This is a genomic window from Acidovorax sp. FG27, from assembly GCF_040365715.1.
Taxonomy (GTDB): Bacteria; Pseudomonadota; Gammaproteobacteria; order Burkholderiales; family Burkholderiaceae_C; genus Paracidovorax.
The window spans coordinates 12,161-37,014 of the sequence record NZ_BAABVY010000006.1; the positions used below are offsets into that span (position 1 = coordinate 12,161).

At 72.2% G+C, this 24,854-nt stretch carries 20 protein-coding genes; 11 read left to right on the forward strand and 9 right to left on the reverse strand.

Annotated features, from left to right (window positions below; translation table 11 throughout):
- Positions 1–47: 47 nt before the first annotated feature.
- Both ABWV53_RS03955 and ABWV53_RS03960 read right to left on the reverse strand, forming a co-directional pair.
- Positions 48–1,418 carry a 3-deoxy-D-manno-octulosonic acid transferase gene (locus ABWV53_RS03955; protein ID WP_353363182.1) on the reverse strand — a complete coding sequence of 457 codons (1,371 nt, stop codon included), beginning with the start codon at positions 1,416–1,418 and terminating at the stop codon, positions 48–50.
- A 63-nt stretch (positions 1,419–1,481) separates the two neighbouring features.
- A complete protein-coding gene (locus ABWV53_RS03960; protein WP_353363184.1) occupies positions 1,482–2,870 on the reverse strand; it encodes a phosphomannomutase/phosphoglucomutase in 1,389 nt (462 codons plus the stop codon).
- A 250-nt stretch (positions 2,871–3,120) separates the two neighbouring features.
- Between ABWV53_RS03960 and ABWV53_RS03965 the strand changes: the two genes are divergently transcribed.
- The 4 genes from ABWV53_RS03965 (at position 3,121) to ABWV53_RS03980 (ending at position 10,253) form a co-directional block, all read left to right on the forward strand.
- Positions 3,121–4,650 (forward strand): DNA-3-methyladenine glycosylase 2 family protein, encoded by a 1,530-nt coding sequence (locus ABWV53_RS03965; protein ID WP_353363186.1) that lies wholly within the window; start codon positions 3,121–3,123, stop codon positions 4,648–4,650.
- A 68-nt stretch (positions 4,651–4,718) separates the two neighbouring features.
- On the forward strand, positions 4,719–5,285 hold the full coding sequence (locus ABWV53_RS03970; RefSeq protein WP_353363188.1) for a methylated-DNA--[protein]-cysteine S-methyltransferase: 567 nt from the start codon (positions 4,719–4,721) through the stop codon (positions 5,283–5,285).
- The gene (locus ABWV53_RS03975; RefSeq protein ID WP_353363190.1) at positions 5,282–6,202 is read left to right on the forward strand and encodes a DMT family transporter; all 921 of its coding nucleotides are present in this window, start codon (positions 5,282–5,284) and stop codon (positions 6,200–6,202) included. The genes ABWV53_RS03970 and ABWV53_RS03975 overlap by 4 nt, the downstream gene beginning before the upstream one ends.
- A 97-nt stretch (positions 6,203–6,299) precedes the next feature.
- Positions 6,300–10,253 carry a sensor domain-containing protein gene (locus ABWV53_RS03980; RefSeq protein ID WP_353363192.1) on the forward strand — a complete coding sequence of 1,318 codons (3,954 nt, stop codon included), beginning with the start codon at positions 6,300–6,302 and terminating at the stop codon, positions 10,251–10,253.
- A gap of 109 nt (positions 10,254–10,362) precedes the next feature.
- On the opposite strand, the gene ABWV53_RS03985 is transcribed toward ABWV53_RS03980, so the two are convergent.
- The 3 genes from ABWV53_RS03985 to ABWV53_RS03995 all read right to left on the reverse strand — a co-directional run bounded on the left by ABWV53_RS03985 (position 10,363) and on the right by ABWV53_RS03995 (position 14,424).
- Entirely contained in the window at positions 10,363–12,264 is a 1,902-nt protein-coding gene (locus ABWV53_RS03985) for a propionate--CoA ligase (protein WP_353363195.1), read from the reverse strand.
- A 95-nt stretch (positions 12,265–12,359) separates the two neighbouring features.
- On the reverse strand, positions 12,360–12,974 hold the full coding sequence (locus ABWV53_RS03990; RefSeq protein WP_353363197.1) for an isochorismatase family protein: 615 nt from the start codon (positions 12,972–12,974) through the stop codon (positions 12,360–12,362).
- Positions 12,975–13,245: 271 nt separating this feature from the next.
- A complete protein-coding gene (locus tag ABWV53_RS03995; RefSeq protein ID WP_353363199.1) occupies positions 13,246–14,424 on the reverse strand; it encodes a PQQ-dependent sugar dehydrogenase in 1,179 nt (392 codons plus the stop codon).
- 185 nt (positions 14,425–14,609) lie between these two features.
- Here ABWV53_RS03995 and ABWV53_RS04000 point away from each other — a divergent pair, with 185 nt between their 5' ends.
- The 7 genes from ABWV53_RS04000 to ABWV53_RS04030 all read left to right on the forward strand — a co-directional run bounded on the left by ABWV53_RS04000 (position 14,610) and on the right by ABWV53_RS04030 (position 21,962).
- Positions 14,610–15,176: a C40 family peptidase gene (locus ABWV53_RS04000; protein ID WP_353363201.1), complete on the forward strand. Its 567-nt coding sequence runs from the start codon at positions 14,610–14,612 to the stop codon at positions 15,174–15,176.
- 375 nt (positions 15,177–15,551) lie between these two features.
- Complete coding sequence (locus ABWV53_RS04005; RefSeq protein ID WP_353363203.1) at positions 15,552–15,803, forward strand: GlsB/YeaQ/YmgE family stress response membrane protein; 252 nt, start codon at positions 15,552–15,554, stop codon at positions 15,801–15,803.
- A gap of 21 nt (positions 15,804–15,824) precedes the next feature.
- Positions 15,825–16,355: a hypothetical protein gene (locus tag ABWV53_RS04010; protein WP_353363205.1), complete on the forward strand. Its 531-nt coding sequence runs from the start codon at positions 15,825–15,827 to the stop codon at positions 16,353–16,355.
- Between the two features lie 141 nt (positions 16,356–16,496).
- On the forward strand, positions 16,497–19,061 hold the full coding sequence (locus tag ABWV53_RS04015) for a DEAD/DEAH box helicase (RefSeq protein WP_353363207.1): 2,565 nt from the start codon (positions 16,497–16,499) through the stop codon (positions 19,059–19,061).
- A gap of 332 nt (positions 19,062–19,393) precedes the next feature.
- Positions 19,394–20,317 (forward strand): ferritin-like domain-containing protein, encoded by a 924-nt coding sequence (locus ABWV53_RS04020; RefSeq protein ID WP_353363209.1) that lies wholly within the window; start codon positions 19,394–19,396, stop codon positions 20,315–20,317.
- A 114-nt stretch (positions 20,318–20,431) separates the two neighbouring features.
- Positions 20,432–21,334 (forward strand): ZIP family metal transporter, encoded by a 903-nt coding sequence (locus ABWV53_RS04025; protein WP_353363211.1) that lies wholly within the window; start codon positions 20,432–20,434, stop codon positions 21,332–21,334.
- A gap of 100 nt (positions 21,335–21,434) precedes the next feature.
- A complete protein-coding gene (locus ABWV53_RS04030) occupies positions 21,435–21,962 on the forward strand; it encodes an EVE domain-containing protein (RefSeq protein ID WP_353363213.1) in 528 nt (175 codons plus the stop codon).
- A gap of 28 nt (positions 21,963–21,990) precedes the next feature.
- Here the strand turns inward: ABWV53_RS04030 and ABWV53_RS04035 are convergent, their stop codons facing one another.
- The 4 genes from ABWV53_RS04035 to ABWV53_RS04050 all read right to left on the reverse strand — a co-directional run bounded on the left by ABWV53_RS04035 (position 21,991) and on the right by ABWV53_RS04050 (position 24,848).
- Positions 21,991–22,440, reverse strand: a complete 450-nt coding sequence (locus ABWV53_RS04035; protein ID WP_353363215.1) for a peptidase associated/transthyretin-like domain-containing protein — start codon at positions 22,438–22,440, stop codon at positions 21,991–21,993.
- A 71-nt stretch (positions 22,441–22,511) separates the two neighbouring features.
- On the reverse strand, positions 22,512–23,465 hold the full coding sequence (locus ABWV53_RS04040) for a class I SAM-dependent methyltransferase (RefSeq protein ID WP_353363217.1): 954 nt from the start codon (positions 23,463–23,465) through the stop codon (positions 22,512–22,514).
- Positions 23,466–23,479: 14 nt separating this feature from the next.
- A complete protein-coding gene (locus ABWV53_RS04045) occupies positions 23,480–24,445 on the reverse strand; it encodes a tripartite tricarboxylate transporter substrate binding protein (RefSeq protein ID WP_353363219.1) in 966 nt (321 codons plus the stop codon).
- A gap of 121 nt (positions 24,446–24,566) precedes the next feature.
- Positions 24,567–24,848: a helix-turn-helix domain-containing protein gene (locus ABWV53_RS04050; protein WP_353363221.1), complete on the reverse strand. Its 282-nt coding sequence runs from the start codon at positions 24,846–24,848 to the stop codon at positions 24,567–24,569.
- Positions 24,849–24,854: the final 6 nt, after the last annotated feature.

Here is a 24,854-nt window from a genome sequence, read left to right on the forward strand (position 1 = left end):
TGCGGGAACGGGCGGCTGCGCGGTGGCTGCCGGCTGCCGGCAGCCGGTCAGAGGCTGGCCGGACCCTGCAGGCGTAGCCGCTGCACCACCGCCATGGCGGTGGAGAGCGCCGCGCCCCGGTGCGCCCGGGTGAAGGCCAGGGCCTTGTCCTGCGCGGCCTGCAGGCGCTGCGGGTCATGGACCAGGCGGGTGGCGGTGTCGATGCTTTCCGCCATGTCGGCCACGCGCAGGGCCGCGCCTGCGTCGCAGGCCAGGCGCGCCGCCTCGGCGAAATTGAAGGTGTGCGGGCCGGTGACCACCGGGCAGCCGCAGGCCGCCGCCTCGATGAGGTTCTGCCCGCCCAGCGGCGCGAAGCTGCCCCCCAACAGGGCCGCATGGGCCAGGCCGTAGTAGAGCGCCATCTCGCCCAGCGAGTCGCCTAGCCACACGTCGGCCGTGCCGGGCGATGCCGCCCAGTCGCTGCGGCAGGACACGGTGAGCCCGGCGCTTTCGATCAGTTGCCGCACGTCGGCGAACCGCTGCGGGTGGCGCGGCACCACCAGCCACTGCACGGCGCCATGGTCGAATGCTATACTTTCAGTAGCATCATGCGCAGGTGAATCAAGCGCTGGCGGGCGATTGGCCTTCAAGGCGTCGATCCACATCGCCTCCTCGCCCTCGCGGCTGCTGGCCAGCAGCAGCACCGGCCGCCCGGCCGCGTCGCGCCAGGCGCGGCCCTGTGCCAGCTGGTCCGCGTCGGGCACGGTGTCGAACTTCACGTTGCCGAAGACGCCGTCGACCCGGGCGCCGGCGGCGCGCAGGCGTTCGGCGTCGGCCTCGGTCTGCGCCCAGACCGCCGCCAGTCCCGCATAGGCCGGGCGCGCCAGCCAGGCCCAGCGGCGCGCGCCGGCCAGGGACTTGTCATTGAGCCGGCCGTTGGCGAGCACCAGCGGAATGCCGCGCTGCTGGCAGCCGGCCACCAGGTTGGGCCAGATCTCGGTTTCCATTAGCACGCCGATGGAGGGGCGGAAGGTGTCCAGGAACCGGCCGACGGCACCGGGCGTGTCCCAGGGCTGCCAGACCTGCATGTCGCCCGGGCGCAGCAGCCTGGCGCCCTCGGCCCGGCCGGTCGCGGTGCCGTGCGTGAGCAGCAGGCGCAGATGCGGCAGCAGCGTGCGCAGCTCGGCCAGCAGGATGGCCGCGGCCCGCGTCTCGCCCAGCGAGACGGCGTGCATCCAGATGAGCGGCGCCTCGTCGTCCCGAACGGCGTCGTCCGGCCCGGCGATGCTGTCGATGGCGGGTGGATAGCGGCCGAAGCGCTCCGCCACCGCCTCCAGATAGCCCGGCTCGGTCTCGCCCCGGCGCCGCAGCTTGGAGCGCAGCAAGGGCTGGGCGCACACCATCAGCGCCGAATACAGCGATCGCACCACACGGCTCATCGATGGCGGCTCACGGGCAGCGGGTTCCGGGAAAAGGGGTTTTTAGGGCCGGACGCGGGCCGCTCAGTGCGCCGCGCCGCCCACCTGGGCGCCGGGCTTCACCCGCTCCAGCAGCGCCAGCATCTCGCCCTCGATGCGGTGCATGGCGTCTTCCGTGTGGCCTTCGAAGCGCAGCACCAGCACGGGCGTGGTGTTGCTGGCGCGGATGAGGCCGAAGCCGTCCGGCCAGTCCACGCGCAGGCCGTCGATGGTGTTGGTCTGCGCGGGCGCGGCAAAAGTGGCGGCGGCCAGCGACTGCAGCTCGGCCGTGAGGCGGTGCGGCTCGCCTTCCTCGCAGCTCACGTTCAGCTCGGGCGTCGAATGGCTGGTGGGCAGGCCGTTGAGCACCGCGCCTGGGTCGCTCTCGCGGCTCAGGATCTCCAGCAGGCGGCAGCCGGCATAGGTGCCGTCGTCGAAGCCGAACCAGCGCTCCTTGAAGAAGATGTGCCCGCTCATCTCGCCGCCCAGGGGCGAGTCGAGCTCCTTCATGCGGGCCTTGATGAGCGAGTGGCCGGTCTTGTACATGACGGGCTCGCCGCCCGCTTCGGCGATGGCCGGCGCCAGGCGCTGCGTGCACTTCACGTCGAAGAGGATGTGGCCGCCCGGCACGCGCGAGAGCACGTCGCGGGCGAACAGCATCATCTGGCGGTCGGGGAAGATGTTCTGCCCGTCCTTGGTGACGATGCCCAGCCGGTCGCCGTCGCCGTCGAAGGCGAGGCCCAGTTCGGCGTCGGTGGACTGCAGCCTGGCGATCAGGTCGCGCAGGTTCTCGGGCTTGCTGGGATCGGGGTGGTGGTTGGGGAAGTCGCCATCCACCTCGGAGAAGAGCTCGATCACCTCGCAGCCCAGCGCGCGGAAGATGCCGGGCGCAGAGGCGCCGGCGATGCCGTTGCCGCTGTCGACCACGATCTTCATCGGGCGGGCCAGCTTCACGTCGGAGGTGATGCGCTCGGCATAGTCGGCCAGCACGTCGGCCTGGCGCACGCTGCCGCCGTCCTTCAGCTGCCAGCTTTCCTCTTCCATGGTGCGGCGCAGCGCCTGGATCTCGTCGCCGTAGATGGCGCGGCCGGCCAGCACCATCTTGAAGCCGTTGTAGTCCTTGGGGTTGTGGCTGCCCGTGACCTGGATGCCGCTGCGGCACAGCGTGTGCGCCGCGAAGTACAGCATGGGCGTGGTGACCGCGCCCACGTCGATGACCTCGATGCCCACGTCCACCAGGCCGGCGATCAGCGCGGCCGACAGCGCCGGGCCCGACAGGCGGCCGTCGCGGCCGACGGCGACCACGCTCTGCCCCTCAGCCAGCGCGGCCGTGCCGAACGCACGGCCCAGGCCGCGCGCCACGTCTTCGTTCAGGGTGGTGGGCACGATGCCGCGGATGTCGTAGGCCTTGAAGATGGCGGGCGTCAGTTGCACGGGTGGTTCCTTACGGGTTCTGGTCGGGATCGGATGGCGCGGTGCGGTCGCGCACCGGCGAGCGCAGGGCGCGCGCAGCCAGGTAGGCAGGCGCCCGGGGCGCAGTTGGCGCGGATTGTAGGCGCGGCGCCGTGCCACGCCGGCGCGTCGCCGCGTAGGCCGGCACCGCGAGTTGCGGGCCGGGCCGGGCGCCGGGGCACAGGTCCGGAAACGGCCAGCATGCGCCAGCCCGCCGCCTATGATTTGCCCCATGCCCCGCACCCTGCCCCGTTCCGCCGCCGAGCCGCTCTGCCCGCAGGACGATGCACGGTACCTGGCGCTCGCCGCCCGGGATGCGCGCTTCGACGGCCGCTTCTTCACCGGCGTGACCAGCACCGGCATCTACTGCCGCCCGGTGTGCGGCGTGCGCACGCCCCGGCGCGAGAACTGCCGCTTCTACGACCTGGCCGCCCAGGCCGAGGCAGCGGGCTTTCGCCCCTGCCTGCGCTGCCGGCCCGAGCTGGCGCCGCGCCAGCTCGCCTGGTCCACGCAGGACGCCCCGGCCATCTTGGTGCGCGAGGCGCTGCGGCTGCTGGACGCCGGCAGCCTGTCCGAACCTGCCGAGGGCGGCGGCCTGCGGGCGCTGGCCGCGCGGCTGGGCGTGAGCGACCGCCACCTGCGCCGCGTATTCGAGGCCGCGCTCGGGGTGTCGCCCCTGCAGTACGTGCAGACCTGCCGCCTGCTGGCCGCCAAGCAGTTGCTGACCGATACCGACCTGCCGGTGACCCAGGTGGCGCTGGCGAGCGGCTTCGGCAGCGTACGCCGCTTCAACGCGGCCTTCCAGGGCCACTACGGGCTGAACCCGACCCAGTTGCGCCAGCGCGGCGCGGCCCCGCCGGCCGGCCGTGGGCTGCGGCTGGCCTACCGGCCGCCGCTGGACGTGCCCGCGCTGCTGGGCTTTTTCGCGCAGCGCCGCATTCCCGGGGTGGAGGACGTGTGCCTGGGCGACGCGCCGCAGGCCCTGCGCCGCACCGTGCGCTGGCCCGCCGCCGGCGGCACGGCGCTCACCGGCTGGATCGACGTGAGCTTCGACCCTGCCCGCCCGCAGGCCTCGCTGCAGGTCAGCGAAAGCCTGTACCCGGTGTTGCCGCTGGTGATGGCCCGGGTGCGCGGCATGCTCGATCTGGACGCCGACCCCGAGGCCATCGACGCGGTGCTGGGCGCGGACTTTCCCGGCGCCGCCGGCCTGCGCGTGCCCGGGGCGTTCGACGGCTTCGAGCTGGCCGTTCGGGCCGTGCTCGGCCAGCAGATCACCGTGGCGGCGGCCCGCACGCTGGCCGAGCGGCTGGCAGAGCGCTTCGGCGAGCCGCTCTCCACGCCGTGGGCCGCGCTGTCGCGCCTCTTCCCCGCGCCGGCCACGCTGGCGGCGGCCGAGGGCGACGCGCTGGGCGCGCTGGGCATCGTGCGCCAGCGGCAGGCGGCCATCGTGGCGCTGGCCCGGGCGGTGGAGTCGGGGCAGCTGGCGCTGCACCCAGGCGCCGACGTGGCCGCCACCACGGCCGCCCTCTGCGCCCTGCCCGGCATCGGCGACTGGACGGCGCAGTACATCTCCATGCGCGCGCTGCGCTGGCCCGACGCCTTTCCGGCCGGCGACGTGGCCGTACAGGCCGCGCTGGGCTTGCGCGGCACGCCGCGCCCCGCCCAGGCCGCCGCGGCGGCGGCGGAGCGCTGGCGGCCCTGGCGCGCCTATGCGGCCGTGCGCGCCTGGCACGCGGGGGCCCGGCCGGCGCTGGGCGAATAGCTATCGAAACCATAGCTGCATACGTATATCCATCAAGCGCTGCGGCCCAATTTCATTGAAAGATCGACATGCCATACCCTGCTGACACCGTACAAAGCCGCATCACCACGGCGCTGGGCGACGTGCGCCTGGCCGCTTCGGCCCGGGGCCTCGTCGGCCTGTGGTTCGACGGCCAGCGCCACCAGCCGCTGGCGGCGCTGGACGGGCCCGCCGCCTGGCCGCAGGCGCCCGGCCACCCGGTGCTGGTGGAGGCGGCGCGGCAGTTCTCCGACTACCTCGCGGGGCGGCGCGTGCGCTTCGACCTGCCGCTGGACCTGGGGTCGGGCACGCCGTTCCAGCAGGCCGTGTGGGAGGCGCTCTGCGGCATCGCGCCGGGCGCGACGGTCAGCTACGCGGCGCTCAGCCGCCAGGTCGGCCGGCCGCTGGCAGTGCGGGCGGTGGGCGCGGCGGTGGGCCGCAACCCGGTGAGCGTGATCGTGCCCTGCCACCGGGTGATCGGCTCGGGCGGGGCGCTGACGGGCTACGCCGGCGGGCTGGAGCGCAAGGCCGCGCTGCTGCGGCTGGAAGGCGCGCTGGCCTCGCGCACGGACGCGCTGCCCCTCTTCGCCCCGGCGGCGGCGAAGGCGCTGGCGTGAGCCCGGCCGCCACCGCCGCCCCGCCCCGCTGGGTGGGCGAATTCGTGCTGCTCGCCGCGCTCTGGGGCGCGTCGTTCCTCTTCATGCGGCTGGGCGCGGCGGAGTTCGGGCCGCTGCCCACCGCCGGCCTGCGGGTCGGGCTGGCCACGCTGTTCCTCTGGCCGCTGCTGGTGCGGCGCGGCCAGTGGCCGGCGCTGCGCCGCCACTGGCGGCCGGTGCTGCTGGGCGGCGTCATCAACTCGGCGATCCCGTTCGCGCTCTACGCTTGGGCGGTGATGCACATCACCACGGGGCTCACGTCCATTCTGAATGCGACGGTGCCGCTCTTCGGCGCGCTGGTGGCCTGGGTGTGGCTGGGCGACCGCATCACCCGGCTGCGCTGGCTCGGCCTGGGCCTGGGCTTCGTCGGCGTGGCGCTGCTGGCCTGGCGGGCTCCGGCCGGCGCGGGCTTCAAGACCGCGCACGCCGGCTGGGCGATGGCCGCCTGCCTGCTGGCGTCGCTCTGCTACGCGGTGGCGGCCAGCTTCGCCCGCCGCCACCTGCAGGGCGTGCCGCCGCTGGTCACCGCCACCGGCAGCCAGCTGGGGGCGACGCTCGGGCTCGCGCTGCCCGCGATCTGGTGCTGGCCGGCGCAGATGCCCGGCCCCCGCGCCTGGGCCGCGGTGGTGGCCATCGCCGTGCTGTGCACCGGCATCGCCTACATCCTCTACTTCCGGCTGATCGCCCGGGCGGGGCCCAGCCGGGCGCTGGCGGTGACCTTTCTCGCGCCGGTGTTCGCGCTGCTCTACGGCGCGCTCTTCCTGCACGAAAGCGTCACCCCCTGGATGGTGGGCTGCGGCGTGGTGATCGTCTGCGGCACGGTGCTGTCGACCGGCTTGGTCGGCTCGCGGGCGGGCGGCCAGGCCGCCGGGCGCTGACCCCGCAGCGCGCCAGCCACCCCGGGGAAGCCGCGAGGGCGAGGGCGGCGCGCTGCGCCTACACTCGCGCCCATGCCCGCTGCCCTGCCACTTGCCCTTGCGCCCGCACCCTGGCGCGGCCCACGCCCATCCGGTGGCCGGCGTGGCGGTTGAGTCCCTTTTCATCGGCCTGTTCCATCTGGCGTGGCTCGGCTTCCTGGCCCGGCTGCCGCAGGGCATGCTGCTCGCCCCGCCCCTGCGCGCCCGGCTGGCGATCGGTGCGGCGGGCGGCGCCGTCACCCTGCTGGTGGCGCCCTGGGTGGCCGTGCCCGGGGGCGCGCCGTGGCTGGCCATCTTCCCGACCATGTCCGCCGTGTGCGCGTTTTGCTTCGGCGCGCTGTCGGGCGGCGTGGCGGGCGTGCTGTCGCTGCTGCTGCAGGCCGCCGTGCATGGCGCGGCCGAACTGCCCTGGGCAACCGCCGCCGCGCAGACGGCCGCGGTGCTGGCCCTGGCCTGCGCCTGCCGCTTCGCCCGCGGCAAGCAGGAGTGGCAGGGGCCACAGGGACGGAAGGAGGCGCAGGAGCGCCGGATGTGGCGCGCCCTCGCCCTGCTGTCGCTCGCGCTGCCGCTCGGATTGCTGGGCCTGCACCAGGCGTTCGCGGGCGCGGCCGGGGCGGCGGCGCTGCCTCTGGCCGACTGGCTGGAGGCAGCACCCTGGCGCTACACCCTGGCCGTGCTGGTGCTGGGCGGCGGCGCCGAGCTGCTGCGGCGCCAGGTCCGCACGATGGCGCTGCTGGCCCAGCGCGAAGAGGAGCTGCGCCTGGTGCTGGACGCCTCGGGCGGCGGCCGCTGGCACTGGCAGGTGGATGCGCAGCGCTTCACCTACGACGGCCGGTTCTACCGCCGCTTCGGGCTGCCCGCCCCGGGCACCCCGGGGGTGGATGCCGACCGGGTCTGGCAGGAATGGAACGCCCGCCGCCACCCGGAGGACATGGCCCGCATCGGCCCGCACCTGCACGACGCCATGCTGGGCCGCGAGCAGTGCTACCAGGCCGAATACCGCATGCGCGACGCCGACGGGCGCTGGCGCTGGCTGATCTCGCGCGGCCAGGTGCTGCAGCGCGACGCCGAGGGCCGGGTCGCGAGCCTGGTCGGCATGGACGTGGACGTGACCGAGCAGCGCGAGGTGCAGAACGCGCTGGTCGAATCCGAGGCGCGCTACACCATCGTCTACCAGACCCTGCCCGACCCCGCCGGCATCACCCGGCTGGCGGATGGCTGCTTCATGGACGTGAACGACGCCTTCTGCCGCCTGGCGAACCGGCCGCGCGAGGAGATCCTGGGCAAGACCTCGCTGCAGCTGAACGTCTGGCCGTCGCCCGCCGACCGCGAGGCGCTGCTGCATGCCCTGCAGCTGCAAGGCGAGGTGGTCGGCCAGCCGGTGACGCTGAACGTGCTGGGCCGCTCCGTGCGCGGGCAGATCTCGGCCAGCGCCACGCGGGTGAACGGCGAGCCGAGCATGGTCTTCGTGTTCCACGACATGACCGAGCAGCTGCGCACCCGCGACAAGCTGGTCGCCGCCTATGGCGTGCTGCAGCAGGCCGGGCGCATGGCGCGGCTGGGCGTGTGGGTCAACGCGTATCCCGACCCGGGCGGGCCGCTCTACTGGTCCGAGGTGTGCCATGCCATCCATGGCCTGCCGCCCGGCTCGCCGCTGCCCTCGGCCGGCGACTACCTGCGGCAGTACGTGGCGCCGGCCTGGCGCGAGGTGGTGCGCGAGCAGTTCGAGCGCACCTTCGCCGAGCCCGAGCCCTGGCGGCTGGAGATCGAGATCATGCGGGCCGACGGCCGGCACGCCTGGGTGCGCGTGAGCGCCGAGCCCGAGCTGGAGAGTGGCCGGCTGGTGCGCCTGCGCGGCGTGATCCAGGACATCGACGAAAGCAAGCGCGCGGAGCAGCGGCTGCGCCAGTCGGAGGCGCGCTTCGCGCAGATGTTCCAGGCCATGCCCTACCCCATGGGCCTGACTCGCCGCAGCGACGGCCGCTACGTGGACGTGAACCCGGCCTGGGAACGCGCCGTGGGCTTCAGCCGGGCCGAGGCGCTGGTGAACACCGCCGCGTCGCTGGGCATCTATCCGCCGGCGGTGCGCGAGTCGCTGGTGCGCGCCGCGCTGCCCAGCGGCGAGCTGCTGGGCCACGAGGCGGAGATGACTACCCGCAGCGGCGAGCGGCGCACCGTGCTGCAATCGATGAGCGCGGTGGAATCCGGCGGCGAGGCGTGCTGGCTCTTCGTGCTGGACGACATCACCGAGCGCAAGCAGGCCGAGCAGCAGGTGCGCGAGCGCGAGGCGCTGCTCTCGCTCACCATCTCGGCCGCCGCCCTGAGCCTCTGGGACTGGGACCTGCAGTCGGGCCGGGTGACGGGCGATGCGCGCTGGCGCTCGATGCAGGGCCTGAACGGCGCGGACGGCGCGGACGGCGCGCCGGGCGAGCCGCCGGTGGGCGTGCACTGGACGGCCGGCGTCGCACCCACGCACCTGGACGCCATCGCCGCCGAGCTGCAGCGGCACGCGGCCGAGCCTTCGACCCCGTTCGACGCCACCTGGCAGGTGATGCGCCCGGACGGGCGGGGCCAGTGGGTGCGCAACCTGGGCAACATCGTGCACCGGGACGCGCAGGGCAAGCCGCTGCGCATGGTGGGCGTGGGCATCGACGTGAGCCACCAGCGGGCGCAGCAGGAAACCCTGCAGCGGCTCGCGCACCACGACGCGCTCACCGGCCTGCCCAACCGGGTGCTGCTGGCCGAGCGGCTGCAGGCGGCCATGGCGCGCGCGCGGCAAGGCGGGCAACTGCTGGGCGTGGCCTATCTCGATCTGGACGGATTCAAGCCGGTGAACGACCGGCTGGGCCATGGCGCGGGCGACCGGCTGCTGGTGGTGATGTCGGGGCGCCTCACCCGGTCGCTGCGGCCGGTGGACTGCGTGGCGCGGCTGGGGGGCGACGAATTCGTGATCCTGCTGCCCGGGTTGGGCTCGCGGGCCGAGTGCGAGCAGCTGCTGCAGGCGCTGATGGCCAGCGTCTCCGCCCCTTACACCCTGGACGGCGAGCGGGTGGTGGTGACCGCGAGCATCGGCTACACGCTCTATCCCGACGACGAGGCCGACGCCGACGCCCTGCTGCGCCACGCCGACCAGGCCATGTACCTGGCCAAGCAGGCCGGCCGCAACCGCTTCCACGCCTTCGACACGGCGCACGAGCGGGCGCTGCAGGTGCGGCGCACGCAGACCGCCGAGCTGTCCGAGGCGCTGGCACAGGGGCAGTTCGCGCTGTACCTGCAGCCCAAGGTGGACATGCGCCGGGGCGTGGTGGTGGGCGCCGAGGCGCTCGCCCGGTGGCAGCACCCCGAGCGCGGGCTGCTGGCGCCCGGCGCCTTCCTGCACCTGATCGAGAACACCGAGCTGGAGGCCTGGTTCGGCGAATGGGTGGTGGACAGCGCGCTGCAGCTTATCGCGCAGCTGGGGCGCCAGGGCCTGGCGCTGCCCGTGAGCATCAACGTCTCGGCCCAGCACCTGCAGCACGAAGGCTTTGCCGACTGGATGGAGCACCGCATGGCGCTGCGCCCGGAGGTGCCCGCGCACCGGCTGGAGCTGGAGATCACCGAGAGCGCGGCGCTCTACGACATCGACCACGTGGCCGCCGAGCTCGAGCGCCTGCGCGGGCGGGGCCTGACGGTGTCGCTGGACGACTTCGGCACCGGCTATTCATCGCTGGCCTACCTGCGGCGGCTGCCGCTGGACCACATCAAGCTGGACCGCAGCTTCGTGCACAACATGACCACCGACCCGGGCGACCGCGCCATTGTGCAGGGCGTCATCGGGCTGGGCGCCTCGTTCGGGCACCGCATCATCGCGGAAGGGGTGGAGACGGTGGAGCAAGGCGCGCTGCTGCTCGACCTGGGCTGCGCCTGGGCGCAGGGCTACTGCATCGCCCGGCCCATGCCGCCCGATGCGTTCGCGGCATGGGCGGCGCAGTGGCGGGCGCCCGCGGAGTGGCTGGGCCGCCCGCTGGCCTGAAGCGGCGCGGCGCCCCGCCAAACTTTGGCCCTGAAATGCCTTCGACGCCGATCGAATAAGCGGGTATAGCTATCAAGTTGATAGCAAACGTCCGCGAGCGCCCCGGCATTCAGCCGATGAGATCCTTCACCTGCTGCAGCGCGGCCGGGTCTTCCATGGTGGTCAAGTCGCCCGGATCGCGCCGCTCGGCCACCGCCTGCAGGGCGCGGCGCAGCAGCTTGCCGCTGCGGGTCTTGGGCAGCAGGCCCACGAACAGCACCCGCGCCGGGCGCGCCACGGCGCCGAGCTGCCCGTCCACCTGCTGCATGACCTCGCCCTCCAGCCGGCGGGCGGCGGCGGCATCGCCCAGCAGCGCCGCGTCACGCGGCACGGCGAAGGCCATGGCGACCTGGCCCTTCACCGCGTCGGCCACGCCCACCACCGCCACCTCGGCCACGCCGGGGTGGGCGGCGATGCTTTCCTCGATCTCGCGGGTGCCGAGGCGGTGCCCGGCCACGTTGATGACGTCGTCGGTGCGGCCCAGGATGAAGTAGTAGCCGTCCTCGTCGCGAATGCCCCAGTCGAAGGTGCTGTAGCGCATGGGGCCGGGCAGGCTCTTCCAGTAGGTGTTCACGAAGCGTTCGTCGTCGCGCCAGACGGTCTGCATGCAGCCGGGCGGCAGCGGCCCGTCGATCGCCACCACGCCCTTCTGGTGGGCGCCGGTCAACTCTTCGCCGGTGTGTTCGTCGATCAGCTTCACGTCGTAGCCGTACACCGCCCGGCCCGGGCTGCCCAGGCGCGGGGCCTGGGGCGCCACGCCGGTGGGCAGGGTGAGGATGGGCCAGCCGGTCTCGGTCTGCCAGTAGTTGTCGATGATGGGCACGCCCAGGGCGCCGGCGATCCACTGCGAGGTGGGCGCGTCGAGCGGCTCGCCCGCCAGCCAAAGGCCCTTGAGCGACGACACGTCGTGCCGCGCCAGCAGCGCCGCGTCGTGTTTCTTGAGCACCCGCACGGCCGTGGGGGCCGAGAACATGTGCGTGACCCGGTACTTCTCGACGATGCTCCACCACACGCCCGCGTCGGGCCGCGTGGGCAGGCCCTCGTAGAAGATGGTGGTCATGCCGCCCAGCAGCGGGCCGTAGACGATGTAGCTGTGCCCCACCACCCAGCCGATGTCGCTGGTGGCGAAGAACACCTCGCCCGCCCGCGCGTCGAACAGGTGCCGCATGCTGGCGGCAAGCGCCACGGCATAGCCGCCGGTGTCGCGCTGCACGCCCTTGGGCCGGCCGGTGGTGCCGCTGGTGTAGAGGGTGTAGCTGGGGTGCGTGGCGTCGACCCATTCGCAGGGCACGGAGGCCGCCGCGTGACGCGCCCGCAACTCGGCCCAGGCATGGTCGCGCCCGGGCTCCAGCGCCATGGGCGCCAGGCCCCGGTCGACCAGCAGCACCGCCTGCGGCTTGTGGCGCGCCAGCCGCAGGGCCTCGTCCAGCAGCGGCTTGTACGGGATGACCTTGCCGCCGCGCGAGCCGGCGTCGGCGCTGATGACCGCCACTGGCTCCGCGTCGTCGATGCGCGAGGCGAGGGAGCCGGCCGCGAAGCCGCCGAACACCACGCAATGCAGCGCGCCGATGCGCACGCAGGCCAGCATCGCGAAGGCGGCCTCCGCGATCATCGGCATGTAGATCAGCACCCGGTCGCCGCGCCCCACGCCCAGCGACTGCAGGGCGGCGGCCACGCGCTGCACTTCCTGGTGCAGCTCGGCGTAGCTGTAGCTGCGCTCGGTGCTGGTTTCGGTGGAGATGGCGACCAGCGCCGCCTGCCCGCCCCGGGTGGCCAGGTGCCGGTCGACCGCGTTGTGGCAGAGGTTGGTGGTGCCGCCTGCGAACCAGCGCGCGAACGGCGGGCGGCTGTGGTCGCAGATCTGCGAGGGCGGGTGGTGCCAGTCGATCAGCCGGGCCTGCTCGGCCCAGAAGGCGTCGCGCTCGTCGATGGAGCGGCGGTGGAAGTCGTCGGCGGCTCGGGCGTGGTCCATGGCGGATGTCTCCTGAAGGTCGTTATGGCCTCCATCATTCACCATGCGCTTGCGGCAGGCTGACAAAGCACTGCCGTGGGGGGCGGCGCGGCGCCTTACTTGATGAGCGCCAGCACGTCCTTGAAGGCCTCGTGCTCGCAGCCGCGCAGCCACTCGAAGGCCACCATCTCGGTGGTCACCAGCTCGGCGCCGGCGCCGGCCAGGCGGTCGAACGCGGCGTCGCGGTTGCGCTCGGTGCGCGAGCCGCAGGCGTCGGTCACCACCCAGACCTCGAACTCGTCGTCCAGCAAATCGAGCGCCGTCTGCAGCAGGCAGACGTGCGCTTCGCACCCGGCGATGACGATGCTGCCGCGCGCGTCCGCGCCGCCCTGCGGCTGGGCGGGCTTTTGCAGATGGCGCGGCAGGCTGCGGGCGTTGCCGCCCTGCTGCGGCCGCGCGGGCGGACGCAGCCATTCGCCCAGGCCTTCTTCGGCGGCGCTGAACTGCATCTTGGCCAGGGTGCGGCGGCAGGCTGCGCGCAACGCGGCGTCGTTGGGCCCCAGGCGGGAGGGGTTCTGCTCGGTCCCCCACACGGGCACGTCGAGCGCCTGGGCCACCCGGGCCAGCAGGCGGGCGTTGGCCAGCACCTGCGGGCCTTCGAAAATGGCGGGCATCAGCCGTTCCTGGTAGTCCACCAGGACGAGTTGGGATTCGAGGGCGTCGAGGAGCATGGCGTGTGGGGGTGCGGCGGTTGCAGACAAAATCGGCTGCCGGCGCCGGATGCGCCTGCGCAGGCAGCTATCAATGATATAGCAGCGGCCCCGGTGGGGGGCACGCTTCTCAGAAGGTGTGAATGAATCCGGCGCGCCAGAGCGGGCCGCACAAACGCGTCCCGTCAAGGCGCAAAGCGCAGCCATGGCTCGGGCTATGGCGAGCATTTGCAACGCCGAGGGGGCGTGTTTTTGCGGTGCGAGCGGGCATGGCGGGTTCTTTCACACCTTCTCAGCGCTTCAGGCGCAGCAGCTTGCCCTGCGGGCTGTCGGTGAGCAGGTAGAGCCAGCCGTCGGGCCCCTGGCGCACGTCGCGGATGCGGTCGCCGGCCCGATCCAGCAGGTATTCGTCGCGCGTCACCCGCCCGTCCCCGGCCACCTGCAGGCGGTGCAGCCGGGCGAAGCGCAGCGATCCCACGAAGAGGCTGCCCTTCCACTCGGGGCCGTACCGGTCGCTGGCCAGGAAGGCCATGCCGGACGGCGCGATCGACGGCACCCAGTAGTGCAGCGGCTGCTCCATGCCGGCCTTGGCCGTGCCTTCGCCGATCTTGCCGCCGCCATAGTTCTCGCCGTAGGTGATGACCGGCCAGCCGTAGTTGCGCCCGGCCTGGGCGATGTTGATCTCGTCGCCGCCCTGCGGGCCGTGCTCGTTCACCCAGAGACGGCCGCCCGGGCCCAGGGCCGCGCCCTGCACGTTGCGGTGGCCCCAGCTCCAGATCTCGGGCAGCGCCCCCCGCCCCTGGGCCGGCGGGTTGCCGGGCGCCGCGCCGCCCTCGGGCCGCACATGGACGATCTTGCCGTGGTGGTTGTCCAGCGCCTGCGCGTCGTCCTTGCGCTGGAAGCGGTCGCCCAGGGTGAGGAACAGGTTGCCCTGCCCGTCCTGCACGATGCGGCAACCGAAGTGGGCGGTGCTGCGTACCTTGGGCTGCTGGCTGAAGATGACCTTCACGTCGCCCAGCGCGGTCGCGTCCTCGGCCAGGGTGGCGCTGGCCAGCGCCGTGCTGTTGGCGCCGCCGCCGTCCGCCGCGGGCTCGGAAAAGCAGAAGAACACCCGGCGGTTGCGCTCGAAGTCGGCGTCGGTCACCACGTCCAGCAGGCCGCCCTGCCCGCCCGCCGCGATCGGCGGCAGCCCGCGCAGCGGCGGGCCGATGCGGCCGTCGGCCTCGACCACCCGCAACCGGCCCGGCCGCTCGGTGACCAGGAACCGGCCGCCCGGCAGGAAGGCGACGCCCCAGGGGTTTTCGAGGCCCGTCGCCACCGTCTCGGTGCCGACCGCCGTGCGGGCGGCCTGCGGCGCGCTCGGGGCCGCGGCCTGCGCCGGGGCAGCGAACACGGCACCCGCTGCTATGGCAAAGATAGCAGCGGCGGCCCGGCCGGTGCGCGTGGGGCATGCATTTGGTTGCAAACTCATGGGGTGGCTCCTGACGCGGCATACGAACCGCGATGATCGATGGAGATGCGGGCAAGCCCACCACTTTTCGGCAGCGTTGCAGCCCAAAGCCTTTCACTATCGGCCCGCGACTGCCTATGAAATAAGCAGCGAATGCGCCCGGCGGGCGTAGGACAATCGCCCGCACCGTGGTACTCTCGCAACCCATGTCCCGTTGGCTTTGCTTTTTGTTACTCGTTTGTGCCCAGGCCCATGCCGCCCCCAGCAGCACCCGCTCAGACGAAATCGACCGCATCCTCCAGGAACGCGGGCTCCTCACCCAGCTGCAAGAGGTCCGTCACGACGTGGCCGACCGCACGACCACACTGGTGTCCACCGCCATGGGCTTCCTGGGCGTGCCTTACCGGCGCGGCGGCAGCAATGCCGACACCGGCTTCGACTGCAGCGGCTTCGTGCGCACCATCTTCGAGCAGGCCAAGGGCCTGGCGCTGCCCCGCCGCGCCAACGAACAGGCCGCGGCCACCGAGGTCATCGACAAGAAAGACCTGCAGCCGGGCGACCTGGTGTTTTTCAACACCATGCGTCGGGCGTTCAGCCATGTGGGCATCTACGTGGGTGACGGCAAGTTCATCCACGCGCCCCGCAGCGGCGCCACCGTGCGCGTGGAAGACATGAGCGGCTCTTACTGGCAGCGCCGCTTCAACGGCGCCCGCCGCGTGGCCGCCGAAGACGATCCCATCGAAGCCATCGCCAACGCGCCGGCACCTCGCTGACGCGTCCCACTGCTGCTGCCATCGGCGCAGGCCGGGCCCCTCCCTCATCGGTTCATCGCCCCGGCCCGTCTCACGGACGCGCCGGGGCGATGGCGTTTGCGCGCTTGCCCAACGGGGCGCGAACGCTGACCGCCGGGCGTGCTGGATTGTTGACGTTCTGCCGTGCGGCGCTTTACGCCCGGGCTTCTAGACTGGCCCGGCTGCGGCGGCGCCCGCCCAGGGCCCCGGTCCTCCCAGACAGTCACGCAGGCGCGGTGTCGTCCTGCACGGCGGGGGCCCCGGCCCGCCAACAATCCGGGGGCGACGGGCAGGCCGCCTTCCGGGCCTGCCGCAACCCTTGTTCAACCTCTTCCAGACGCGAAAGCGATTCCCATCATGATGTCTCTCCTCGGCACCCTTTTCATCGGCCTCATCGTCGGCCTGCTGGCCCGCGCCATCAAGCCTGGCGACGACAAGCTCGGCTGGATCATGACCATGCTGCTGGGCGTGGCCGGCGCCTTCCTCGCCACCTACGTGGGCGTGGCGATGGGCTGGTATGCGCAGGGTGAAGCCGCGGGCTGGATCGCCTCCATCGTGGGCGCGATCGTGCTGCTCGTGCTCTACGGCATGATCCGCCGCAAGGCCTGACGTACGAACGGGCGGCGTGCCATGGCTTTGCGCAAGAAGGTTCCGACGGCGCACGAGCTGGCAGGGGGCGACATCCACCTGCAGGCCGCGATCGAGCGCAGCCGCAGCCTGCTGCACCGCCGCGCCCTGCTGGCGGCGGCCGCCGGCACGGTGCCCCTGCCAGGACTGGACTGGGCGGTGGACGCCGCCCTGCTCTCGCGCCTCATTCCGCAGATCAACGAGCAATTCGGGCTGACGCCCGCGCAGATCGACCGCCTGACGCCGCACAAGCGCGAGCAGGTGCAAAAGGCCGTCTCGATGGTCGGCTCGGTGCTGATCGGCAAGCTGGTGACGCGCGAGCTGGTCATGCGGGCCACCCGCCTGATCGGCGTGCGGCTGACCGCCCGGCAGGCGGCCAAGTTCGTTCCGCTGGCCGGCCAGGCCGTGTCGGCGGCGCTGGGCTACGCCACGCTGCGCTTTCTGGGCGAGCAGCACGTGCGCGACTGCATCGAGGTCGTGCGGCAGGCCGGGCTGCCGCTGCCCGCACCCGGCGCCACCCGGGTGCCGGATTGACGCCTTTTGGCGCCACCCAGGCGCCGGATTGACGCCTTTCAGCCTCTGGCGCCCGGCGCGCCTGGGGCCGCACATCAAAAACCATAGCAATCCCGTGCCCCGGGCGCCTGTGCACGGGCGCTTGGGCACAATGGGCGGCCCATGACCGACGATGCCGACGACACTCCCGCGCTGACCGGCATCTTCCGCCCCCGCATGACGCTGATGACCCTGGGCCGGGGCGACGGCCTGCTGGGCCTGCAGCCGCACGGGCGCATGGGGCCCCGCGGCGGCAGCGTGACACTGGCCCGCATCGAATGGACCTACCAAACCGCCCAGGGCCACGCATGGCGCACGCTGGCGCCCACCAGCGTGCTGGGCGGCCGGGCGCCCGCAGAGGTGGAGCTGTTCGACACCGGCGGCCCGGTGGTGCGGCTGCGGCGCGACCCCGGCGCCGAGGCCGACGCGATGGACCGGGTGTGGGACAGCGGCCTCGTGCCGGTGGACCCCGCCAGGCTGCAGTGGCGCCACCGGGCGCTGGGCGATCACCTGGGCCCCGTGTGGACGCTGCCGCAGGAAGCGCACTTCGGCGACTTCTGGGCCGACCAGGTGCCCGCCTTGCGCGCCGACGGCTGGAGCGTGGTGACGCAGCCCGGCTTCGCCCACGAAAGCGTGCCTGTCGAAAAGTGGAAGCTGCTGATCGCGCCGGACACCGGCGAGCTGCTGGGCCGCGAGGTCGATGGCCCGATGGCCGCACGCGAGCGGCCGGTGCAGCGCCTGCATCTGCCCGCCCGCGAAGGCGCGTGGCTGCTGACGCTGGGAGTGGAGATCGACGGCCAGACCCTGGACCTGGCGCCGCTGCTGGCCGACCTGATCCAGCGCGACCCCCGGTGGCTCAAGGCGTCGGAGCTGGCCCTGATCTCGGACGACGCCACCATCCGCCTGCGCGCACCCGGCGGCCGCCGCATCGATGCGCCTGCCGGGCCGCTCAAGGCCATCGTTTCCGCCCTGATCGACCTGCTGACCGACCCCCGCCGCCGTGAACGCCAGGAGGGCGAGCCGCTGCGCCTGGGCGCGTGGGAGGCCCGGCGGCTGGACGCCCTGCGGGCGGCCCTGCAGGGCGGCGCCCAGGGCTGGCAGCTGCAGGGCGATGCCGGGCTGGCCTTGCTGGCCGACCGGCTGAAGGCGGCCGGCACGCCGCAGCCGGTGCCGGCGCCCCAGGGCCTGGCCATCAGCCTGCGGCCCTATCAGCTGGCGGGGCTGGCCTGGCTGCAGTACCTGCGGGCGCAGCATCTGGCGGGCATCCTGGCGGACGACATGGGCCTGGGCAAGACGGCGCAGGCCCTGGCCCACGTGCTGGCCGAAAAGGAGGCCGGCCGGCTGATCGCCCCCGCCCTGGTCGTCATGCCCACCTCGCTGCTCTTCAACTGGCAGGCCGAGGCGGCCCGCATGGCGCCCGGGCTGCGCGTGCTGGTGCTGCACGGGCCCGGCCGGGCGCACGGCCATGCCGCCATGGCGGGGCACGACCTGGTGCTGACCACCTACCCGCTGCTGTGGCGCGATGCCGAACGGCTGGCCGCGCAGCACTTTCATCTGCTGATCCTGGACGAGGCACAGATGGTGAAGAACGCCGCCAGCCGCGGCGCCCGCGCACTGCGCACCCTGCACGCCAGCCACCGCCTGTGCCTGACCGGCACGCCGCTGGAAAACCACCTGGGTGAGCTGTGGGCGCAATTTGATTTTTTGATGCCGGGCTTTCTGGGCGATGCGCGGCAGTTCGCCCAGCGCTGGCGCAAGCCCATCGAGGAGAACGGTGAGACGCTGCGGGCCCAGCTGCTGGCACAGCGGGTGCGCCCTTTCATCCTGCGCCGCCGCAAGCCGGACGTGGCGGCCGAGCTGCCGCCCCGCACCGACATCCTGCAGCGCGTGCGGCTCCAGGGCCACCAGCGCGACCTGTATGAAGCCGTGCGCACGGCGGCCGACCAGCAGGTGCGCCGCGCCCTCGACCGCCAGGGCTGGGCGGGCGCGCAGGTCGCCGTGCTGGACGCGCTGCTCAAGCTGCGCCAGGTGTGCTGCGACCCGCGCCTGGTGCGGGGAGCGAAGCTGCCGCCTGGCATGGAGCACGCCAAGCTGGAGTGGCTGGCGGACACCCTGCCCGCCCTGGTGGCCGAGGGCCGTCGCGTGCTGGTCTTCTCGCAGTTCACCGCCATGCTGGAGCTGGTGGCGGGGTACCTGTCCGACCTGGCGCTGCCGTTCCTGGCGCTCACCGGCCAGACGCCGCCGGGCCAGCGTGCCCAGGTGGTGCACCGGTTCCAGTCGGAGGGCGAAGGCAGCGCGCCGGTGCTGCTGGTCAGCCTGAAGGCCGGCGGCACGGGGCTCAACCTGACGGCCGCCGACACGGTGATCCACATCGACCCCTGGTGGAACCCGGCCGTGGAGGCGCAGGCCACGGCCCGCGCGCACCGCATCGGCCAGGACCAGCCGGTGTTCGTCTACCGCATCGTCGTGGAAGGCAGCATCGAGGAACGTCTGCTGGAGTTGCAGGCCCGCAAGCAGGCACTGGCCGACGCGGTGCTGGGCAGCGACCCGGCCGATGCCGTCAAGTTCAGCGAAGCCGATCTGCAGGCACTGCTGGCTCCGCTGTCGGAGCCTGCCCACGATCCGCTGGCCCTGCCCGAGCCGGGTACAAGGCGCTGGGGTGGCACGGGCCGCCGAACCGGGCACTAGCGCAGCCTCTGCGATAAGCAGCCTTTGGGGTCGGCCCCACGCCGAGGGTGGATCACTGTCTCTGGCGGTGGGGTACCCCGGCGGGCTGGCGACAAAACATTGAGTTACGTGCAGGCAGCAATCCGTTAACGATCCGGCAGCGTAAGACGGTCAGGTTGAGGGCTCTTCCCGCACGGCCGGCAGTGAGGGGTTGCGTTGTCAATCGTTCCCGTCCCGCAAGGGCCATGTCGGCATTTTGGCGCCCCGCGTGCGATGAATGCGCACGTCAGCGCCACACGAAGGAATCAACCATGCTCGGAAACTTTTTGACCCGTCCCCAGGCAGCAGAGGTAATGGCGCGACGCGCAGAACGGCGCAACTTCATGCGCAGGACCAGCGGTTTTGCCGCCGGCGTCGCCGGCGGTGCGCTGGTGGCGGCCTGCGGCGGTGGAGACAACGCCACGGCGCAGGCTGGCGGCCCGTCGGACGAAGACATCCTCAACTTCGCGCTGAATCTCGAGTATCTGGAAGCGCAGTTCTATCTCTATGCGGCCACGGGCGCAGGGCTGGCCGCCAATCAGCAGACAGGCACAGGCCAGCAAGGAGCGGTGACCGGTGGCCGTGCCGTGAATTTCACCGATCCGGTGGTCCGCCAATATGCGAAGGAGATCGCGGGGGACGAACTGGCGCACGTCGCCTTCCTGCGCAAGGCGCTGGGCACCGCTGCCGTGGCCCACCCGGCCATCGACATCAGCGCCTCGCCCACGGGTGCATTTTCGACGGCAGCCCGGGCGGCCGGGCTGATCGGCCCCGGCCAGTCGTTCGACCCGTACGCGAGCGACGAGAACTTCCTGCTGGCTGCCTACCTGTTCGAGGACGTGGGCGTGACGGCCTACAAGGGCGCCTCCCCCTTGGTTCAGAACAAGACCTACCTGGAGGCCGCAGCCGGCATTCTGGCGGCCGAGGCATACCACGCGGGCCTGGTTCGCACGGTGCTTTATTCCAAGGGCGTGCAGGCGCCGGCCCTGCGCACAGCGGCCGATGCGATCTCGAACGCCCGCGACAGCCTGGACAACCTCCAGGACGTGGACCAGGGCATCAGCCCGACCAACGGTGTGTCCAACATCGTGCCGCTGGACGAGAACGGCATTGCCTACAGCCGCTCGCCCGGTGACGTGCTGAACATCGTGTACCTGAACAGCGGCGCGGTCCGCAGCGGCGGCTTCTACCCTGCCGGTGTCAACGGCAGTCTGGTGCTGAGCAGCGCGCTGGCCTGACCGGCGATCCGGCAGCGCGGCCGGCCGGCTGTGTGCGCACCCCTGCGCAGGCAGCCGGCCGCCATGGGTGGTTGTTCTCCCCCTAACAGAAGGTCAATCATGCATCCAGGCAACTTGGGTTCGCTCCCCGGCAGGCCGGCGCGCAGCTTTGCGGTGAGAGGCCGGCGCTGGCTGGGTGGGGCCATCGCGGTGTTCGGTGCCGGGCTGCTGCTGAGCGAGCTGGCGGGAGCGCTTGCAGTGGGTGACCCGCGAATCCGGGGCGCGTTGATGGGCGGCGGCATGGCGGCCTTGGCGACTGCGCTGGGGACGTTGCCGGTGCTGCTGTCGCAACGTTTCTCACAGCGCGCCCACGATGCGATGCTCGGATTCGGAGCGGGCGTCATGCTGGCCGCCTGCGCGTTCTCGCTCATCATCCCCGGCCTGGCCGCCGCCAAAGCCAGCGGGGCCGGCGGTTGGGGCGCAGGGGGCATCGTCGGAATAGGCATTCTGCTGGGAGCCCTGCTGCTGATGATGATCGACCGGATCGTGCCCCACGAGCATTTCGTGAAAGGCCTGGAAGGCCCGGACGCACGTGCCGTCAAGCGTGCCTGGCTGTTCGTGTTCGCCATCGCGCTGCACAACCTGCCCGAGGGTCTGGCGATCGGCGTGGCCTACGGCGGCACGGACGCGGTGTCCGCCCTGGCGCTCACCACGGGCATCTCCATCCAGGATGTGCCTGAAGGCATGGTGGTGGCGCTGGCTTTGCGCAGCGTGGGCTATGGCCGTGGAACTTCTGCGGGCTTGGGCGTGCTGTCGGGCCTGATCGAGCCTGTCGCGGCGGTGGCTGGCGCGGTCCTGGTGGGCGTGTCGGCCGGAGCCCTGCCGTGGGGCCTGGCGGCGGCAGCGGGTGCGATGCTGTATGTCATCAGCCACGAGATCATCCCCGAGTCGCATCGCAAGGGGCATGAAGCCTTCGCCACGGGCGGGCTGATGCTGGGATTCGTGCTGATGATGTTGCTGGATACGGCGCTGGCGTGAGACTGGCTCACCCCCACCGCCCCCTGAAACGTTCCGCGCTTGATTGGCCGTCCACCCAGGGCCGCTGCCCTGCGCAGGCCGGCCCAGCCACAATGCGGGCATGAGTGCACCCGCTCCCTTTGCCGCCCCCTTCACCGCCACCGCCCACGCCGACGGTGCCCGCCGGTTCTGGCTCATGAAAACCGAACCCGCGGAATGTTCCATCGACGACGCCCTGGCGGCGCCGGACCGCACCGTCGCCTGGACGGGCGTGCGCAACTACCAGGCCCGCAACTTCATGCGCGACGGCATGCGGGTGGGCGACGGCGTGCTGTTCTACCACTCCAGCTGCCCGGAGCCCGGCATTGCCGGCCTGGCGCGGGTCGCCTCCGGCGTGCGGCCCGATCCGACCCAGTTCGATGTGGCCTCGCCCTACTACGACCCGAAGTCCCGCCCCGATCAACCGCGCTGGCTGCTGCTGGAAGTGCAGGCCGTGCGCAAGACAAGGCTGGTCAGCTTGGCCGAGCTGAAGGCCTGCCCGGAACTGCGCGACATGCGGATGCTGCAGCGGGGCAACCGGCTGTCGATCACGCCGGTCGAGCCGCTGGAGTGGGACACCATCGTGCAGCGGCTGATGGAGGGCGGCTGAACCGCGCTGGCGCCCTCCCCGTCAAAAATCAGAAGCGGAAGTCGAGGCTCTTGGCGCCCATGCCCACCGTCACCGACTGGCGCTTGGTCTGGCCGGCGGCGCTGGCTTCGACCGCGTACTTGCCGGCGGGCAGGTTCACCAGGCAGATCGGGCCGTTGGCGGTGAAGCGCATGGGCTGGCCGGCGTTGGCGCCTTCGGGCTGTATCGCCACTTGCACGTCCGCCTCGTAGGCGCCGCCGGACGCCGCGAACAGCAGAGACAGGGGGTGGTCCTTCATCGCCGCGCGCATGGCGGTGGATTCGTCGATGCCGATGCCGCCGCAGCTGTACTCCAGCGCCCCATGGCGCTTGGCGGCCGGCATGGCGGAGGACTCGGACGATTTCTGGGCAAAGGCCGGTGCTGCCAGCACGCTGCCGGCGACTGCCAGCAAGGCGGCGGCACGGCGCAGGCGCGGCGAGGTGGACGAAACCAGGGACATGGCGGATTCCTTCGTGGCTATGGAAAGCACGCATGGTGCCTCGCGCCGGCCGCCGCGTCTGTCAGCGTCTGTCAGCCCGGGGCGCCAGTCTCAAGCCCGGGTGCGCGGTAGACCAGCACCTTCAGCGCCCGCTCCGGGTCCACGTCGGCGAACACGGCGGGGTTGTCCACCCGGCCGACGAAGGCCAGCTCGGGTGCCAGTGCCTGCATCTGCTCGCGCAGGAAGGCGGTGGTCAGCTCCGGTGCGTTCAGGCACACCAGGGCGTGGCCACCCGGGGCCAGCAGGTCGGGCAGGCGGCGCATGAGCCGGGCGTAATCCTTGGTGGCGACGAAGCTGCCCTTCTGGTAGCTCGGCGGGTCCACGATCACCAGGCCGTACGGCCCGCCCCGCGTGACCTTGCCCCAGGACGAGAACAGATCGTGCGCCAGGAAGCTGGCGCCCGCCGCCAGGCCGTTGAGCTGGTGGTTCTGCTGGCCGGTGGCGATGGCGCCGTGGCTCATGTCCAGGTTGACCACATGCCGCGCGCCTGCCTGCAGCGCCACCACCGAGAAGGCGCAGGTGTAGGCGAACAGGTTGAGCACCTTCAGCCCAGGGCGCTCGCCGCTGCGGGCGGCGACGTGCTCGCGCACCCACTGCCGCCCTTCGGCCATGTCGAGGAAGAGGCCGTGGTTCTGGCCGCGCAGCACATGCACGCGGTAGCGCGCCCCGCGCTCGGTCACCACGTGCGGCTCGGGGATCTCCCCGGCCATGAGCCGGGTTTCCGCATGGCCCGGGTGCCGGCACTGGAACACCCAGCACAGCGGCTCGCCGGGGGCCAGTTGCTTCCAGCGCGCCTCCAGGGCCGCGCCCACCTCCGCCAAGGCTTGCGGGTCCATCGGCTGGAAGCTGGTCAGCACCACGGCGGGGGGATAGACGTCCAGCGACCAGTGCTCGCAGCCGGGGTGCAGCCCGCCTCGACCATGGAAGATGCGCTGGGCGTCCGCCAGCCGGGGCATGCCGGCGATGGCATCGAGCAAGGGCTGCATGCTTTCAGGCCTTCTCAATCCACCGACGCCCCGGACTGCTTCACGGCCTTGCCCCACTCGATGATCTCGCTGGCGACGAACTGGTCCATGGCTTCTGGCGTGGTGGGCGCGGGCTCGGATCCCCGGTCGCGGATGAATTTCTGCATGTCCGCTCCGTTGAGGATTTCCACCACCTCGTGGTTCAGGCGCTCCACCACCGCCCGGGGCGTGCCTTTGGGCGCCATCAGGCCGAGCCAGCCCACGGCCTCGAAGCCCTTGAACTCCGGCAGGCCGCTTTCCGCGATCGTCGGCACCTGCGGCAACTGGCTGGAGCGCGTGGCCGAGGTCACGGCGAGCGCGACGGCCTTGCCGGCCTGGATATTGGCCAGGCCGGCCGTGACCGAGTCCACCATCAGCGGAACCTGCCCGCCGATGAAATCGGCCTGGGCCGGGCCGCTGCCCTTGTAGGGAATGTGTTCGATCTGGATGCGGGCGCGCGCCTTGACCAGCTCGCCGCCCAGGTGCTGCGTGCCTCCGATGCCGGCGCTCGCGTAGCTCAGCTTGCCGGGCTCGGCCCGCGCCTGCGCCACGAGGTCCGACATGCTGCGGATGCCCGAGCCCGGGTTGGCCAGGAAGACCAGCGGCACCTTGGCGACGAGGCTGATGCCCTGCAGGTCCTTGCGCGGATCGAAGTTCACCTTGCGGTAGAGCGTCTGGTTCACCGCCATGGCGCTGCCGGCCATGACCAGCGTGTAGCCGTCCGGCTTGGAGCGCACCACCTGCTCGGTGCCGATGTTGCTGCCGGCGCCCGCCTTGTTGTCCACCACCAGCGGCTGGCCCAGGCGCGCACCGAGCTTTTCGGCCAGCGCCCGCGCGAAGATGTCCGTGGCCTGCCCCGGCGGGAACGGCACGACGAGAGTGATGGGCTTGTCGGGCCAGGCGGCCGAGGCGGTGCCGGCCAGGGTCAGCAGCACCGCTGCCGCGCAGAATTTCAATCGCATGCGTCATGTCTCCTTGGGGGTTCCGGCCCGACAGCGGCTCCGCCGTGTGGACCTGTGCAGGGCGAGGGGGCGTCGATGATATGACGCGGTGGCAGCGCGGCAGGCCACGGCGGGCGGCAGGCTAACGGCCGCGCACCACGCCCAACTGCAGGCCCACCACGCCGAGGATGCGGTTGAGCGTCTGCACGGTGCCCGGGCTGCGGCCTTGTTCAATGTCCAGCAGCGTCTTCTGCGAGACGCCCGCCACCCGCGCCAGCTCGGCGCTGGTCAGGCGCAGGCCGGCCTTCAGGTGGCGCACGGCTTCGGCCAGCGTCCATTCGGGGTGGGCCAGCACCTCTTCGATGGCCTGGCGCCGAAGAGCGAGCTGCTCGGGCGGGGAAAGGGGCTTGTAGCGCTTGTCCATGGGGAA